Annotated in this window: 15 protein-coding genes; 6 read left to right on the top strand and 9 right to left on the bottom strand. The window is 57.2% G+C overall.

Features of this window, described 5'->3' with window-relative positions:
* Positions 1-5 precede the first annotated feature (5 nt).
* Entirely contained in the window at positions 6-773 is a 768-nt protein-coding gene (locus ACWHWP_RS10470; RefSeq protein ID WP_063956104.1) for an arylamine N-acetyltransferase family protein, read from the bottom strand.
* A gap of 96 nt (positions 774-869) precedes the next feature.
* Here ACWHWP_RS10470 and ACWHWP_RS10465 point away from each other — a divergent pair, with 96 nt between their 5' ends.
* On the top strand, positions 870-2,324 hold the full coding sequence (locus tag ACWHWP_RS10465) for an aminotransferase-like domain-containing protein (RefSeq protein WP_447855529.1): 1,455 nt from the start codon (positions 870-872) through the stop codon (positions 2,322-2,324).
* Here ACWHWP_RS10465 and ACWHWP_RS10460 read toward each other — a convergent pair.
* The gene (locus ACWHWP_RS10460; RefSeq protein WP_447855528.1) at positions 2,296-3,180 is read right to left on the bottom strand and encodes a LysR family transcriptional regulator; all 885 of its coding nucleotides are present in this window, start codon (positions 3,178-3,180) and stop codon (positions 2,296-2,298) included. The genes ACWHWP_RS10465 and ACWHWP_RS10460 overlap by 29 nt on opposite strands.
* 135 nt (positions 3,181-3,315) lie before the next feature.
* Here ACWHWP_RS10460 and ACWHWP_RS10455 point away from each other — a divergent pair, with 135 nt between their 5' ends.
* Positions 3,316-4,296: an NAD(P)H-dependent flavin oxidoreductase gene (locus tag ACWHWP_RS10455; RefSeq protein WP_447855527.1), complete on the top strand. Its 981-nt coding sequence runs from the start codon at positions 3,316-3,318 to the stop codon at positions 4,294-4,296.
* Positions 4,297-4,362: 66 nt separating this feature from the next.
* Here ACWHWP_RS10455 and ACWHWP_RS10450 read toward each other — a convergent pair whose 3' ends face one another.
* On the bottom strand, positions 4,363-4,809 hold the full coding sequence (locus ACWHWP_RS10450) for a hypothetical protein (RefSeq protein ID WP_447855526.1): 447 nt from the start codon (positions 4,807-4,809) through the stop codon (positions 4,363-4,365).
* Between the two features lie 75 nt (positions 4,810-4,884).
* Positions 4,885-5,940 (bottom strand): SDR family oxidoreductase, encoded by a 1,056-nt coding sequence (locus ACWHWP_RS10445; protein WP_447855525.1) that lies wholly within the window; start codon positions 5,938-5,940, stop codon positions 4,885-4,887.
* A gap of 97 nt (positions 5,941-6,037) precedes the next feature.
* On the opposite strand from ACWHWP_RS10445, the gene ACWHWP_RS10440 reads away from it, so the two are divergent.
* Both ACWHWP_RS10440 and ACWHWP_RS10435 read left to right on the top strand, forming a co-directional pair.
* Positions 6,038-6,925, top strand: a complete 888-nt coding sequence (locus ACWHWP_RS10440) for a LysR family transcriptional regulator (protein ID WP_063956096.1) — start codon at positions 6,038-6,040, stop codon at positions 6,923-6,925.
* Between the two features lie 83 nt (positions 6,926-7,008).
* Positions 7,009-7,278, top strand: coding sequence for a hypothetical protein (locus ACWHWP_RS10435; protein WP_059311259.1), 270 nt, complete (start codon positions 7,009-7,011; stop codon positions 7,276-7,278).
* Between the two features lie 8 nt (positions 7,279-7,286).
* On the opposite strand, the gene umuC is transcribed toward ACWHWP_RS10435, so the two are convergent.
* Positions 7,287-8,549, bottom strand: coding sequence for a translesion error-prone DNA polymerase V subunit UmuC (umuC, locus tag ACWHWP_RS10430; protein WP_063956093.1), 1,263 nt, complete (start codon positions 8,547-8,549; stop codon positions 7,287-7,289).
* Positions 8,533-8,967 (bottom strand): translesion error-prone DNA polymerase V autoproteolytic subunit, encoded by a 435-nt coding sequence (gene umuD, locus ACWHWP_RS10425; RefSeq protein ID WP_059312350.1) that lies wholly within the window; start codon positions 8,965-8,967, stop codon positions 8,533-8,535. The genes umuC and umuD overlap by 17 nt, the downstream gene beginning before the upstream one ends.
* Positions 8,968-9,311: 344 nt before the next feature.
* Here umuD and ACWHWP_RS10420 point away from each other — a divergent pair, with 344 nt between their 5' ends.
* Positions 9,312-9,512, top strand: a complete 201-nt coding sequence (locus ACWHWP_RS10420) for a hypothetical protein (protein ID WP_059312351.1) — start codon at positions 9,312-9,314, stop codon at positions 9,510-9,512.
* Positions 9,513-9,548: 36 nt separating this feature from the next.
* On the opposite strand, the gene ACWHWP_RS10415 is transcribed toward ACWHWP_RS10420, so the two are convergent.
* Positions 9,549-10,415, bottom strand: coding sequence for an aldo/keto reductase family oxidoreductase (locus ACWHWP_RS10415; RefSeq protein WP_447855523.1), 867 nt, complete (start codon positions 10,413-10,415; stop codon positions 9,549-9,551).
* A 143-nt stretch (positions 10,416-10,558) separates the two neighbouring features.
* Between ACWHWP_RS10415 and tcp the strand changes: the two genes are divergently transcribed.
* Positions 10,559-12,220 carry a methyl-accepting chemotaxis citrate transducer gene (gene tcp / locus ACWHWP_RS10410; RefSeq protein ID WP_063432006.1) on the top strand — a complete coding sequence of 554 codons (1,662 nt, stop codon included), beginning with the start codon at positions 10,559-10,561 and terminating at the stop codon, positions 12,218-12,220.
* Positions 12,221-12,247: 27 nt separating this feature from the next.
* Here the strand turns inward: tcp and smrA are convergent, their stop codons facing one another.
* Together smrA and ACWHWP_RS10400 are read right to left on the bottom strand one after the other, a co-directional pair.
* The gene (gene smrA / locus ACWHWP_RS10405) at positions 12,248-12,811 is read right to left on the bottom strand and encodes a DNA endonuclease SmrA (RefSeq protein ID WP_059312354.1); all 564 of its coding nucleotides are present in this window, start codon (positions 12,809-12,811) and stop codon (positions 12,248-12,250) included.
* 356 nt (positions 12,812-13,167) lie between these two features.
* On the bottom strand, positions 13,168-14,079 hold the full coding sequence (locus ACWHWP_RS10400; protein ID WP_063432008.1) for a LysR family transcriptional regulator: 912 nt from the start codon (positions 14,077-14,079) through the stop codon (positions 13,168-13,170).
* Between the last annotated feature and the right edge of the window lie 6 nt (positions 14,080-14,085).

The following is a 14,085-nucleotide window of genomic DNA, read 5'->3' as shown; positions in this document are numbered from 1 at the left end:
GCAGATTATGCGGCGGTCAGCGAAAAACGGTCTTTCAGGACATGGCGGATCTCCTCCTCCGCCAGCCGCTGCGTTTCAGTGCCGTTCGCCGTGATGGTTTTCAGCACATCGCCCAGTAAAATCTGGCGTCCTTCCGGGCGATGCTGCACCACCACCAGCTTCTGCACAAAAATAGCGTCAGGATGCGTGGAGTTAAGGTAGTTGGCCGGGACGAAATCAATCCACTCCTGGGGGGTAAGATCGAAGCCGTACTGCCGGGCCCACTCTCCCTCAACCTTCGCCTGAAGCAGATACTCGCCCTCAGCGCTACGGCTCAGTCGAAACGTGTCGAAATCCTGGGTGATATCCACATCAAGCGCGTCCAGCGCCATCGGGGCGCGGATGCCGTAACTGCCGAAGCCAAGATCGCAAAGCCACTGGCGACCCTCCACGTCCGCGATGATCGCCATATGGGTTTTCGGCCGCCGCGCCGGGTAGAACATCGGGCGCGCCGCCACGAAACGGTAAGGAATACCTAACGCCGCCAGCGCCATGGCAAAAAGCCCGTTCACCTCATAGCAGTAGCCGCCGCGCCCCCGCGTTAACACCTTATCGGCAATATCGTCCGGCGCCAGCGAGACAACTTTGCCCGCCTGCACGTCCAGATTCTCAAAGGGAACGGAAAAGAGCTGATGGCGCATCAGCGCATGCAGGGTCGCCGTGTCGGCAGCCGCCGGTCCGGTGTAGTTTATGCGTTTGAAATACGTGGAAATGTTGAAATTATCGCTGTGCATAATGCCTCCTTGTCCTGAACATGCCGGACACTATAGATGGCGCGCATCATTGGCTGTATAGTCAGTTTTATCGAAAATTAGCCTGAACAGATACCCATGTCTGCCCCGTCACCATCGTCCCCACGCTATCGCCGAATTGCCGAGATGCTGCGCCTCACGCTGACGTCCGGCGCGCTGCGCGCCGGCGACCGCATGATCTCCGCGCGTAAACTGGCCGAGCGCGAGCGCGTTAGCCTTCCGACGGCGCTGGAGGCCCTTCGCTGCCTGGAGGCTGAAGGGCTGATCGTTGCGCGGCCGCGTTCAGGTTATTACATCCGCCAGACCAGCCTCGCTCCGCGCGTGGAGCCCGCGCGTTCCCCACCAGGCCCGGTCCCCGTCACCATGTCCGCCGTGGCCCGCTCGCTGTTCAGCAGTGCAGAAGCGCGCCTGGTCCCGCTGGGCGCCGCCCTGCCCGATCCCGCCTGGCTACCGGGAGACGCGCTGCAGCGGGCGTTGCACTCTGCGGGACGTCGCCTGGACGCGCACGGGCAGAGCTATAGCCTGCCTCCGGGGCGGGGAGATTTACGCAGTAAAATTGCCGCGCGTGCCGCGCAGTGGGGAGCCCCGTTCGGCGCGGATGACCTGATTATCACCGCGGGCGCGACGCAGGCGCTGCGCCTGGCCCTTCGGGCCGTATGTCAGCCAGGCGATGTCGTGGCGATTGAACAGCCGGCCTATTTTGGTACGCTCCTGCTGCTGGAGGATTTAGGCCTGAAGGCCTTAGCGATCCCCACCGACCCTGTGGAAGGCCTGCTGCTGGAACCGCTGGCGGACGCCATTCGCTGCCACCGCCCCGCTGCCGTTCTGGCCTCGCCCACCGTGCAAAACCCGTTAGGTGCCACTATGCCCGTCGCGCGCAAGCAGGAACTGGTTGCCCTGCTTGAAGAGGCGGGTATTCCTTTGATTGAGGACGATGTTTACGGTGACCTGGTCGGCGAAGGGCAGCGTCCTCCGGCCTGTAAGGCATTCGATCGCAGCGGGAACGTGATTTACTGCAGTTCGCTGTCTAAAACGCTTGCGCCGGGCTGGCGAATCGGCTGGATTGCCGCCGGACGCTACCACGCGCAGGTCTTACAGGCCCGCATGGCCGGAGACTGGGCAGGCACGCCGCTGCTGGAAGCCGCAGCGTGCGAGATGCTGGCAAGCGGCGACTACGATCGTCACCTGCGGCGGCTAAAGCGGCGGATCGCAGAGGGAATACGCGCCGTCGTGGCGCGGGTCGAAGCCAGTTTCCCACCCGGTACGCGCATTAACGTACCCGCAGCCGGTTTTCTGCTGTGGGTGGAGCTCCCTCAGCAGGTCAACGCGCTGGAGGTGCATCGCCGCGCGCTGGCGCTGGGGATTGGCGTCAGCCCTGGCCCCCTGTTTTCCCCGGGTGCAGAATTAACGCATTTTCTGCGGCTAAACTGCGCAAACGAACCCACGCCCCGCCTGCTTAACGCCGTCGAACAGATTGGCGCGCTGTGTCACGCGCTGGCTGTTTTCACACCAGACTCTCCAGCCACTCGGTAAAGACCCGCACCTTACGGGAGAGATGGCGATGTGGGTAGAGCAGTGACAGCTTGCGGTCCGGGGAGCGATAGTCCGGCAGGACCTCAACCAGCAGGCCGCGGTCAAGGTAAGGCTGGAGAAAGAGGTTCATCCCCTGCATTAACCCCAGCCCGGCCAGGCCTGCCGCGATGTAGGCCTCGGAGTTATCCACGACAAGCTTACCGGGTAGCGCAATCTCCGCCGTGCCTTCTGGCGTGCTAAACGTCCACGGATGAATCTGTCTGCTGCTGTTGTTAATCCAGTTGATGGCCTGATGCTTCTGTAAATCATCCAGCGTTTCTGGCGTACCGTGTTTTGCCAGCCAGGCCGGGCTGGCACAGGTCGTAATTTTAATGTTCCCGATTTTCCGCGCGATATAGTCGCCGTCGTCCAGCTCTCCCACCCGCAGCACGCAGTCCAGACCATCCCGCAGCATATCCCGACGGCGGTCCGAGCTGCTCAGAATGATGTCAATCTCAGGGTGCTGGCGATAAAAATCAGGCAGGTTGGGTATTACCCGCAGCGCCGCAAAAGAGATGGGCATATCCACCCGCAGCTGCCCGTGTATTGCCCGGTCAGCGCCAAACGACTCCAGTAATTCATCCGCCTGCGCCAGCAGGGGTTTGCTCCGGCGATAAAACGCTTCTCCGTCCGGGGTCAGGCTAATTCGACGCGTGGTGCGTTGCAGCAGCCGCGTGCCGCTGTGCTGCTCCAGTAGCTGCAACGCTTTGGTGACGGCCGGGCGATGGACCTGCAAATTTTCCGCCGCCTGGGTAAGGCTCCCGGACTCGACAATCTCAATAAAAATTCTAATGGATTCAAAGAGGTTTATTTGCATAAGGGATACTTTTGCCGCGAGCAGGATAAGATTATTATTATTAATTTTATAACAGTGATGAATATTTTTGGCTATTTTTCCTAACAATCTTGCGCCCTACACTCTCCTCCATTCAAACGTAAGGGAGAGTCTGCTATGAAAAATAACCGTATCTGTCAGATCCTGGGTATCGAAAAACCTGTTATTCAGGGACCACTGTCCTGGCTCACTGACGCCCGCTTAGTCGCTGCGGTCAGCAATGCCGGCGGGCTTGGCGTGCTGGGCCCCAACGCGGGCTTAACCGCCGACACTGCGGTCTCCACGCCGGAAGAGACCGCCGAAAAAATGCGGGAAGAAATTCGTAAAACGAAGCGGCTGACCGAAAAGCCCTTTGGCGTGAACCTGATCCCCACGGCCGTTAACGACGTCTGGACAGGGCCTATCCTTCAGGTGGTGAAAGAGGAAGGCGTCAGGGCCGTGGTGTATACGGGCTATGGGGAAGGCAGCATTATTCCGGCGCTGTTCAGTGAGCTAAAAGAGGCGGGCATCGCCATCATCTACCGCGACATCAACCCCACCCCGGAAAACACCCGCCTCGCGGAAGACCTGGGCGCAGACATTATCGTTGCCACCGGTTTTGACGAGGGCGGAACCTTACCCGCCACGGCGCTTGGCACCTTTTCCATCGTGCCGCTGATTGCCGATGCCGTGAAGCACATTCCGGTGATGGCGGCAGGCGGCATAACCGATAATCGCACCGCCAGAGCGGCGCACGCCTTAGGCGCTGAAGGCGTGTTTGCCGGTTCGGTCTTTATCAGTACGGAAGAAAGCCGCGTGCCGCAGAGCGTCAAAGAGAAAATTGTTGCCGCCAACGGCCTCGATTTGCTGCTTTTCCGCACCGTGCCCCATTACTACCGCGCTCTTCCCGGCAGGCTGGCGGAAAAACTGGCGGCGATGGATAAAGCTGGCGCAAGCAACGACGCGCTGGGCAAGGCGATGGGAGGATTACGGGGCCTGCGCCTGGGCATGCTGGAAGATAACACCGATGAGGGCTATATCGCGCTCGGCACGGGGATTGGGAATATTCACAGCGTGAAAAGCGTAGCTGAGGTGGTTAATGCGTTAACGGTTGAGTAAACCCTTACCCCTGATGCTCCGGACGCTGCCCACGGGCGGCGTCCGCAAACCGTCTGCGGTTATTTTTCACATATTGAGGATTAAGCGTTCTTTAACAACAGCGTCAGGATTGGCTCTTTTTACCGCTGCCAGAAAAGCCGTGAAGTTATGATTCCAGAGGGTAAGATTGTTATAAAACTGCACCTGCTTTTCATTAGCACCGTCACGGTAAATAACAATCCAGACCCGTCTGCTATTTATCTCGGTATTCCCCGGCCCGACCTTAATGATATTAGCCAGCGCAATTTTACGGGTGGCGTTGTTTTTAACTTCATATAAAAACTGGTCATCATAAAACCATGTTTTACCTGCATTCCCGCCAAATATCGAGGGGTTGGCAGATATCTTTTTCATCCCGTTGCGGTCTGTAATGATGCGTTTTGCCTGGCGAATGCGCCTGACAAAAAATCCTGACAGGATGAAAAGCGCAATCAGGGGCAGCGCGACTGATATCATTTTTAGACTCTCGTGCATATCCCTGCCCCACCATCGATTATTCTCAACGCGTGAGTATAACGCGCCGCTCGTTGATGACAACAACCCTCACGGTCAGGGAATAATCCGCGCAGCTCTCAGCTGCGCGAACAGGCTGAAGAACATCTCATCGGTCGCCTGCATTCGCGCGAAGCCCGACCGCCGGAGCTTGCTCCCGTCACCGAACATGTCGTAATTCCAGCTAAAGACGAAATCGGCAAAATGCCCGTCGCTCAGCTGCAGAATATCCGCTTCCACCAGCCGCTCCCCGGCAAGCTCGCGCCATACGCCGCGATAGTCCGTAAACAACTGATGAAATGACAGCTTCACCGGCGGCGCAGTGTCCAGCTCAAACCAGCGTGCGATGCGCGGCCACAGCTCGCTCCAGCGCCAGATATCGCCATTGTTCACGTTGAACGCCTGATTCTGTGCCGCAGGTGACGCGGCGGCCCACAGCGTGGCTTCGGCCAGCAGACCGGCGTCAGTATGATCGACGATGCTGTGCCAGGCCTGTTCCGAACCGGGAAAACGCAGCGGTAATCCCTGAGCCTTACACAGCGAGGCGTACAGGGCGATGCTCAGCGCAAGGTTCATGGTATTGCCCGGCACCGGGCTTCCCACGACGCCCGGCCTGATGGCGTTCCAGTGCCAGCGTTTCCCCCGCTGAAACTGGCTGAGCCACGTGAGCTGCGCGGCGTTAAACTCGGCCCCCGGCACGCCGGGATCGCTTTCCCGCGCCGGGGTTTTAAACGGCCCCAGATGCGCGCCATAGACTTTGTACCCCTGCATCAGGCTTACCGTCTGCAACGGTGCCGTTTTTTCAAGCGTGCTGACAAGATTGCACAGCATGGTGACGTTTGGCTCAACCATGTCCGTCCAGCTCGCCGCGTTCGCCCAGGCGCTGTAAAAGAGATGGGTGATACCGTTCAGGTTACTGAGCTCCCGTGCGCTGTCCTGCGCGTCCAGTAAATCGACGTTCACCATCGGAATGCCGTCCGGATGGGTTACCGCGCGGCGGCTAAGGCCGATAACCTCCCACTGATGATGCAGGAGCGTGTTGACAAGCTGTCTGCCGACAATGCCGCTGGCCCCCGCGACCAGAGCGACGTTGTGTTGCTGCCTTTTATCCATGGTATTTCTCCAGAATGGGTGACAGACGCAGTGTCATATATTATTTTTTTAGCGGATATCCCTTTCATCAGATGGCACTTATCAGAAAAATCATTAAATGAATAATAAGCTCAACGCCATTTCCACGTTTCTCTGCGTTGCCGAAGCGGGCTCATTTTCTGCTGCCGCCCGCCAGAGCGGGATGAAACAGTCCGCCGTTAGCCAGCAGATCGCCGCTCTTGAGCAGGAGCTCGGCGTGGTGCTACTGCATCGTACAACGCGCACCATGAAGCTGACCGAGCAGGGAGAACGTTACCGCCGCGACATGCAGCTGCTGCTGGACGCCATGCGGGAAGCGGAAAGACGGCTGAATCCCGTTGACCACAAATTTCAGGGAAGCGTGCATATCCAGCTGCCGAGCGGCCTGGGCCAGATCGTCTTGCCCCATTTACTGGCGCTGCAACGCCTGCATCCGGAACTGCATCTGATGATTTCCCTTGATGACCGCATTGCCGATCTGGTGACGGAGGGCGTGGATGTCGCGATACGGCTGAGCAGCGAGCCCCCGCAGGCGCATGCGGCTCGCGTGCTGACGCGCATTGAGACCGCGCTGTTTGCCGCCCCCGGCTTTCAGGCGGTGCACGACGTCAGCGAGCTCGCGACGCTGCCGCACGTGCGATTTAGCGGCATCCCGCCAGATGTTCCGCTGAAGCTAATATCAGATGAGGAAACCCTCGACGTGAAGGTGAATACCGTTTTCCGGGCCAATACCAGCGACGCGCTGCTGCAGGCGCTGGAGGCAGGCATCGGGGTCGGCGGCATGCAGCGACCTCTTGCGGCCCGCGCGCTGCAGGCCGGCACGCTGGTGCCGGTATTGCCCGGCTGGCGGTTACCCGATCGCGTTCTCTATGCCGTCTACCCTGACGCCCGCTTTATTCCGCACCGCGTCCGCAGCGTCGTGGGCGTGATTGAGCAATTACTGCCTGAAATAATAAAGAAAAGCTGAACGTTGCTGCCGCAAATCGCGTGCATTTTTTAACCGCAAGGGATAGAGTATTTTCACCGTCTTCTTCTCTGTCTGGAGCACGTATGCCGGATTACCGTTTTTTCCAAAAAGGCCCGGACCTTATTGCAATTGAGAGCGCAAATACCGACGCGGCCGCTCAGCTCATCGCTCAGGGGTTTGAAAAACAGTTTGAGGAGATCGGCGCCGCGGATGAAAAAGAGGCGCTTACCCGCCTTGCGGATATCCGTAAAAATAATGATATCGATCGCCATAATTTTCTGGCCGGTGCGGGCCAAATGCCGTGGATCGGCGTGCTGACGGCCGCGGCAACCTGGCTGACGCAAAAGAAATAGCGCCACGATTACCTCGCCACCGGCAAATCGGCGTATCGCGTCGTATAGGCCGGTGACAGCATCTCACGCTTCATCGCCCAGGACTTCTCAATACCCTGCCCGGCAAACCATATCTTCCCTTTACCGGAATGGTTTACGCTGTCGATTATCTCCATCAGCGCCGCGCTGTTGGCGCGCAGACGATTATCGTCAAACAAATTAAGCTGGGCGACACCGCTGCTGAAAAAGTCTGCCAGCATCACCCCGGCTTTCATATAGCGATACCCGTCGAGCCATATCCGCCCCAGCGCCTCCGTGGCGGCACGGATGATATCCCGCGAGTCATTGGTGGGCGTCATCAGGGTGACGGAGGCCTGATTGCCGTAATAAATTTCGTTGTCCGCATGCGGGCTGGTGCGCACAAACACGCTGATAAAACGGCAATATTGATGCTCGCCGCGCAGTTTTTCTGCTGCCCGCTCCGCGTAGGCGCAAATCGCCTGATGCATCTCTTCATATTGGGTAATGCGGTGTCCAAACGAACGGCTACAGATAATTTGCTGCTTCGTGGGGGTGAACTCTTCCAGGTCAAGGCAGGGCTCGCCGCGAAGCTCGCGCGCCGTGCGTTCCAGCACCACGTTAAAATGTTTGCGAATGACCCATGAGGACGCATCCGCCAGATCCAGCGCCGTGGTAATCCCCATTGCGTTAAGCTTTTTCGTGATGCGCCGCCCTACGCCCCACACCTCCTCTACCGCAACGTTTGCCAGCAGCTTACGCTGCCGCTCGCGACCCGACAGATCGACCACGCCGCCGGTGCCGGCCCATCGCTTCGCCGCATAGTTAGCCAGCTTGGCCAGCGTTTTTGTCGGGGCAATGCCGACGCCAACGGTTAAGCCCGTATTTTTAAAGACCTGCGTGCGCATCTGGTGACCAAACGCTTCCAGCGACATGCAGTGACTGACCCCTGACACGTTCACGAACGCCTCGTCAATCGAGTAAATCTCTATTGCCGGGGCGAGATCGGTCAGCGTCTGCATCACCCGACTGCTGAGATCGGCATACAGCGCATAGTTCGAGCTAAAGACGTAAACCCGCGACGGATAGCCTTTCTCTTTGAACTTAAAATACGGCTCACCCATTTTTATACCGAACTGCTTTGCCTCCCGCGACAGGGAAATAATGCAGCCGTCGTTATTGGAAACCACCACGATGGGCTTCCCCTCCAGATCGGGGCGGAACACCTTCTCGCAGGAGGCGTAGAAGCTGTTCACATCAACCAGCGCGAACATGTTTATGCGTTTTGAGGGTGTGGGTGACAACACCGAAGATTTGCAGCTCCTCTTCGGACTGAAAGGTAATCGGCTGATAGCGGGTATTATGTGGCAGAAGTCTCAGCACCGGACGGGTCTGCAGCTCTTTCACCGTAAACTCACCGGCGACCGACGCAACGACGATATCCCCGTGTTCGGCGTTTAACGAACGGTCAACCACCAGCAGATCGCCGTCGCCGATCCCCGCCCCAATCATGGAATCTCCACTCACCTTGATAAAATAGGTCGCACTGGGGTGTCTCACTGCCAGCCGGTTAAGATCGAGACGATCCTCCACATAATCCTGCGCCGGGCTGGGGAAACCACAGGCAACACGCTCTAAAAATAAAGGTAATTCAATGCATTGGTTTGGATGATAAGAAAAGAGAGTGTCCATAATGCCTTTCTCGCCAGATACTGTATATAAATACAGTATTACGGATTATGGCCAGGGATCAAGGTCATTTCCGGAGGCAAACCCAAACGCGTTGAAGTTTGAGCGGATTTAATTTAGCTGCATCCTCTGTCCGGAACGCGCCTCATGGTTCTTCCTGGTTAGCGTGAGTAGCCCTCCTGGTACAAGTCATTTTAAAGTCATACATCAATGACTTGTTTATCACTTACAAAAAATGAATACGCATAAAATTAAATCACTACATTCTCACTTCATGTTGACTTTAAAGTCAGATAGAAGCATATTTTAGAGCACGAATTAACAAAATTTACTGGAGACCGTTTTCTATGCCAGCCCGTGATTATCCAGACAAGCGCGTTGCACGCGGTGTGGCAAAGGAGGCCGATCTCAGGATGTTGAGCGCCCGCATCGATCCCGACCTGATGGAGTACATCAGAATCACCGCCTTTGAGACGCGTAAGAGCAAGCAGGAGATCGTGGCGGAAGCATTAGCGCTTCACAGACAGAAAAGTCAGACAGGACCATAAGCACGCAAAGCCCTTCGGGCCTTGCGTCTGTCACGATCAGTCCATCAGCGAATTCAGCGTTTCCAGGGCTTCAGGCGGTAACCGCAGCTCGCCCGCCGCAAGGTTTTGCCGCAGATGCGCCACGGAAGAGGTCCCCGGGATCAGCAGGATATTCGGGGAACGTTGCAGCAGCCACGCCAGCGCAACCTGCATTGCCGTTGCGCCCAGCGAGTCGGCGACAGCCTGAAGCCCGGAAGACTGCAGCGGCGTAAAGCCTCCCAGCGGGAAGAATGGCACCCAGGCAATCCCCTGCTGCGCAAGCGTATCCACCAGCGAATCATCACCGCGATTCACAATGTTGTACATGTTCTGCACGCACACCACCGGCACCATTTTCTGCGCCTCGGCGACTTGAGAGGCAGTGACGTTGCTCAATCCAATATGGCGAACCAGCCCCTGCTGCTGTAGCTCCGCCAGCGTGGACAACGGTTCAGCGATCGATCCTTCCGCAGGACCGTGGGCGCTAAACATGATCCGCAAATTGACCACATCCAGTACGTCCAGCTGCAGGTTGCGCAGATTATCATGCACCGCCTGAGTCAGTTCCTGCGCGGAAAAGGCCGGGAGCCAGGCACCTTTGTCGTCGCGGCGGGCGCCGATTTTGGTCACGATGGTCAGATCGTCCCGATAAGGATGAAGCGCCTCGCGGATCAGCTGGTTAGTCACGTGCGGGCCGTAAAAATCGCTGGTATCGATATGATTCACACCCGCGGCCACCGCTTCACGTAACACCTCCAGCGCGGCCTGCTTATCCTTCGGAGGCCCAAAGACGCCCGGCCCCGCCAGCTGCATCGCGCCATAGCCCAGTCGTTTAACCGTCCGCGTTCCGAGCGCGTACGTCCCGCTTTTATCAATGCTGCTCATGCTGACCTTCCTCATAAAAATGATCCGGATTTACAACGGGTTCCTTCAAGGACCCTGTAGTTAAGCGCAAGTTAATTAAAGTTTAAATTCTCTACGACGATAGTAATGAAGTACCCCTGCATTTTCCCTAACGGACGACCGCTATGCTGAAAAATCTGCACGTGATTACCGGTATTATCTTTGCCCTCACCATATTCTGTCTGCTGCAAGTTGTCACGGGAGGGTTGTTCTACTCTGCCGTCAGCAACGATCGCCACAACTTCCAGAACTCTGGCGTGCTCAATGCCCAGCAGGAAAGCCTGAGCGACAGCGTGAACACGCTGGTGAAAACGCGCGTCACCGTGACCCGCGTGGCGATCCGCTACCTGAAAAACCAGCGCGATCCGGCTTCCCTTGCGGCGATCAATAAATTGCTTGGCACCGCAGGTGACTCGCTGGCAAAAGCCGAAGCCTATAACAAAGAGTGGCAGAAGCTGCCGCAGGTTAAGGGCCAGGAGGCGGCATTAACCGACGAGATGCAGAAGTCCTGGAACCAGATGCACGAAGTGATGCGTTTGTCGATTGAGTATCTGCGCGCCGACAACTATCAGGCCTATGGCGATCTGGACGCTCAGCAGGCGCAGGACGATATGGACGCGGTCTATAACCGCTGGCGCGCCGAAAACAATACCCTGCTGAAGGCCGCAACCGAAGAGAACCAGAGCAGCTTCACGCAGATGCAGTGGACGCTGGCGGCGATTTTGCTGGCCGTTATCGCGGTGCTGGTGGTTATCTGGCAGGGTTTACAACACCTGCTGTTGAAACCACTCCACTCCATTATGAACCATATTCGCGCCATTGCAGGGGGCGACCTGACGCAGGATATCGCAATCTCTGGTCGCAACGAGATGGGCCAGCTGGCCGCCGGCCTGCATGAGATGCAGCAGTCGCTGGTGACCACCGTCAGCGCCGTACGCGGAAGCACCGATTCCATCTACACCGGCGCAGGCGAAATTGCCGCAGGAAGCAACGATCTTTCCGCCCGCACCGAGCAGCAGGCGGCCTCGCTCGAAGAGACCGCCGCCAGTATGGAAGAGCTGACGGCGACGGTTAAGCAAAACTCCGATAACGCCCGTCAGGCTACGCTGCTGGCGAAGAACGCCTCTGAAACGGCCGCGCGCGGCGGTCAGGTGGTGGATAACGTGGTTCGCACCATGACCGAAATTGCCGACAGTTCGCAGCAAATTGCGCATATTACCGGCGTCATTGACAGCATCGCGTTCCAGACGAACATTCTGGCGCTTAACGCGGCGGTAGAAGCCGCACGCGCCGGGGAGCAGGGTCGTGGATTTGCGGTGGTCGCGGGCGAAGTCCGTACGCTGGCGAGCCGCAGCGCGCAGGCGGCGAAAGAGATCAAAGGGCTTATCGAGAATTCCGTCAGCCGGGTGAATACTGGTTCTGAGCAGGTTAGCGAGGCCGGCACCACCATGAAGGAGATTGTCGCCGCCGTGACCCGCGTGACCGATATTATGGGCGAGATTTCATCGGCCTCTGACGAGCAGAGCCGGGGTATTGAGCAGGTGAGCCTGGCCGTTTCGCAGATGGACAGCGTGACGCAGCAAAACGCCGCGCTGGTGCAGGAGTCCGCCACGGCGGCGGCGGCGCTGGAAGATCAGTCCGAACAGCTGCGCCAGGCCGTAGCCGCGTTTCGTCTGAACGGAAAAGAAAAAGCGGTAGCCCCACGCCCGACCAATGTGAAAACGCCACAGCTGCTGCGCCCGGCAACGACAACCGCCTCTACCGACAGCAACTGGGAAACCTTCTGAGTCACCGGCGGGCGAGAAAATCGCCCGCTAGCGGCTACGCTTGGCGTGCCGCTCCCAGTTCTCCTGTTTCGCTTCATCGGATTTGCGCAGCGAGACATAGCATGCCCCGCTGCCGCCGTGATGCGGCAGCGCCACGCAAAATGCCTGCACTTCCTCGAACTCGGTTAACCAACGCGCCAGATAGCTGCGCACCACGTTCGGATGTGAGTTCTGCTCGCGTCCTTTCCCGTGAATGATAATCAGGTTGCGTAACCCGTCGCGCCCGGCCTGACGAATAAACGAAAACAGCATCTGGCGGCAGCGTTCCGCGGGCTGGCGTAAGAGGTTTAAGCTGGCCTGGCGGGCGTATTTACCCGAGCGCAGCTTATCGATAACGCCCTGCTGTACCCCTTCGCGCTTGAACGCCAGCGGCTCTTCGAGGGGCAGAACGTCAAGAAAGTCCAGCGTCAGGAAGTTATCCAGCTGTTCATTATCCACCTCCTCGCGCGCCCGGGTATTGCGGCTGGGCTGCCAGTGGATATCCGCGCAGCGCTTCAGGGGCTGGACATCTTCCATGGCGTCAAGAAAAAAGGATTTGTCGTCAGGGTTCATGGGCATCCTCCGGCTACAGCTGAGGACGGTACTATACCTGCGCCTGAGGCAGGCCTCAATCATCGCTGTACGCCGTCGTGCGCCATAAATATTAACCCGATGAATATATATAGTATTTATTAAATGAATTTAAACATGACTTAACTAAAATTTCAGCAAAGGTACAATAAGTGATTTGTGTTAAATTTTCGTAAAATCAAATAGTCCACCCCCTTCCCTTTTTCGGGAAAGGTGTTATACCTAAATAAACCTGCTTCATGGAAATAATACTCAGGATTGGCGAAAGGACGCACTGCTGTGTGTACTGGAGGATCTGTCTGATGTCGGGCAGATCCTGTTTTTTTATGTTCTCATTTTCACGCTGCGACTATTTTTCTCGCTTCCCTTCTGAATTGCGTAATTAAAGATTCAGCAAGAGGCGTCTGACGTGAATCACGGCGCTGAATTAAATAATATGCCGCTTTTGGAAGCGATTCGACCACCGGGAGCATGACCAGGCGGTGCGCCAGCAGCGGGTCGCAGCCCAGCTCCTGCGGCAGTATGCTTAGAAAATCACTTTGCGCGACGAGGCTAATACAGGAGGAGAATGTTTCGCAGACAACGCCGATTCGCGGTATTTGCGAGCGATGATTAAATACTTCTTCCAGCTGCTTATAATAACTTCCCCGCGGCGTTGGCATTGTCCAGTTATAATGCAGCAGCTCATTAATAGAGGTTGCCCCCGTCGCCGGATGCCCTTCCCGGCAAAATACCGCAAACGGCTTTTCGAAGAGCTTTTCAAACGTAAATTCGTGGTCGTAAGGCCCCTGATAATAGGTGTTGATGGTGAAGTCCAGCTCACCCTGGCGTAATTCATTGATCATCGACACCAGCTGCCCTTCCATAATCCTCACCTTGACCTGCGGATGTTGCGCGTGAAAGCGGGTGATCACGGCGGGCATCAGGCTGCGTGAAACGCTGGCCCCCATCCCGATATTGATCTGCCCGGCCAGCTCGCCCTGCCGCTGACGGATATCATCCTGCGCCGCGCGCAGCTCTTCCAGAATCAACCTTGCGCGCTGGTAAAAGCCCTCACCGCATTCGGTCAGCGCGACGCCCTTACTCCTGCGCACGAAAAGCTGCGCCGCCATGCCCTCCTCCAGCTCTTTGATGGATTTGGTCAGCGCCGGCTGCGAAAGATTCAGCGTCCTGCTGGCACCGCGAATGCTGCCCTGACGCGCGACTTCAACAAACGCCCGGATTTGATGAAATTTAATCTGAAATGACATAGCCCG

This window comes from Enterobacter sp. WI-ESBL-E8, from assembly GCF_053364895.1.
The sequence above is the reverse complement of the archived record's forward strand: the minus strand, read 5'-3'. Positions and strand labels throughout refer to the sequence as shown.

Bases quoted from the DNA above. Each gene is read 5' to 3' on its own strand.
- ACWHWP_RS10420 (WP_059312351.1), top strand. From the start codon at position 9,312: ATGCCAGCCCGTGATTATCCAGACAAGCGCGTTGCACGCGGTGTGGCA.
- ACWHWP_RS10415 (WP_447855523.1), bottom strand. From the start codon at position 10,415: ATGAGCAGCATTGATAAAAGCGGGACGTACGCGCTCGGAACGCGGACG.
- umuC (WP_063956093.1), bottom strand. From the start codon at position 8,549: ATGTTCGCGCTGGTTGATGTGAACAGCTTCTACGCCTCCTGCGAGAAG.
- ACWHWP_RS10435 (WP_059311259.1), top strand. From the start codon at position 7,009: ATGCCGGATTACCGTTTTTTCCAAAAAGGCCCGGACCTTATTGCAATT.
- ACWHWP_RS10470 (WP_063956104.1), bottom strand. From the start codon at position 773: ATGCACAGCGATAATTTCAACATTTCCACGTATTTCAAACGCATAAAC.
- ACWHWP_RS10450 (WP_447855526.1), bottom strand. From the start codon at position 4,809: ATGCACGAGAGTCTAAAAATGATATCAGTCGCGCTGCCCCTGATTGCG.
- ACWHWP_RS10455 (WP_447855527.1), top strand. From the start codon at position 3,316: ATGAAAAATAACCGTATCTGTCAGATCCTGGGTATCGAAAAACCTGTT.
- umuD (WP_059312350.1), bottom strand. From the start codon at position 8,967: ATGGACACTCTCTTTTCTTATCATCCAAACCAATGCATTGAATTACCT.
- ACWHWP_RS10445 (WP_447855525.1), bottom strand. From the start codon at position 5,940: ATGGATAAAAGGCAGCAACACAACGTCGCTCTGGTCGCGGGGGCCAGC.
- ACWHWP_RS10465 (WP_447855529.1), top strand. From the start codon at position 870: ATGTCTGCCCCGTCACCATCGTCCCCACGCTATCGCCGAATTGCCGAG.
- ACWHWP_RS10400 (WP_063432008.1), bottom strand. From the start codon at position 14,079: ATGTCATTTCAGATTAAATTTCATCAAATCCGGGCGTTTGTTGAAGTC.
- ACWHWP_RS10440 (WP_063956096.1), top strand. From the start codon at position 6,038: ATGAATAATAAGCTCAACGCCATTTCCACGTTTCTCTGCGTTGCCGAA.
- tcp (WP_063432006.1), top strand. From the start codon at position 10,559: ATGCTGAAAAATCTGCACGTGATTACCGGTATTATCTTTGCCCTCACC.
- ACWHWP_RS10460 (WP_447855528.1), bottom strand. From the start codon at position 3,180: ATGCAAATAAACCTCTTTGAATCCATTAGAATTTTTATTGAGATTGTC.
- smrA (WP_059312354.1), bottom strand. From the start codon at position 12,811: ATGAACCCTGACGACAAATCCTTTTTTCTTGACGCCATGGAAGATGTC.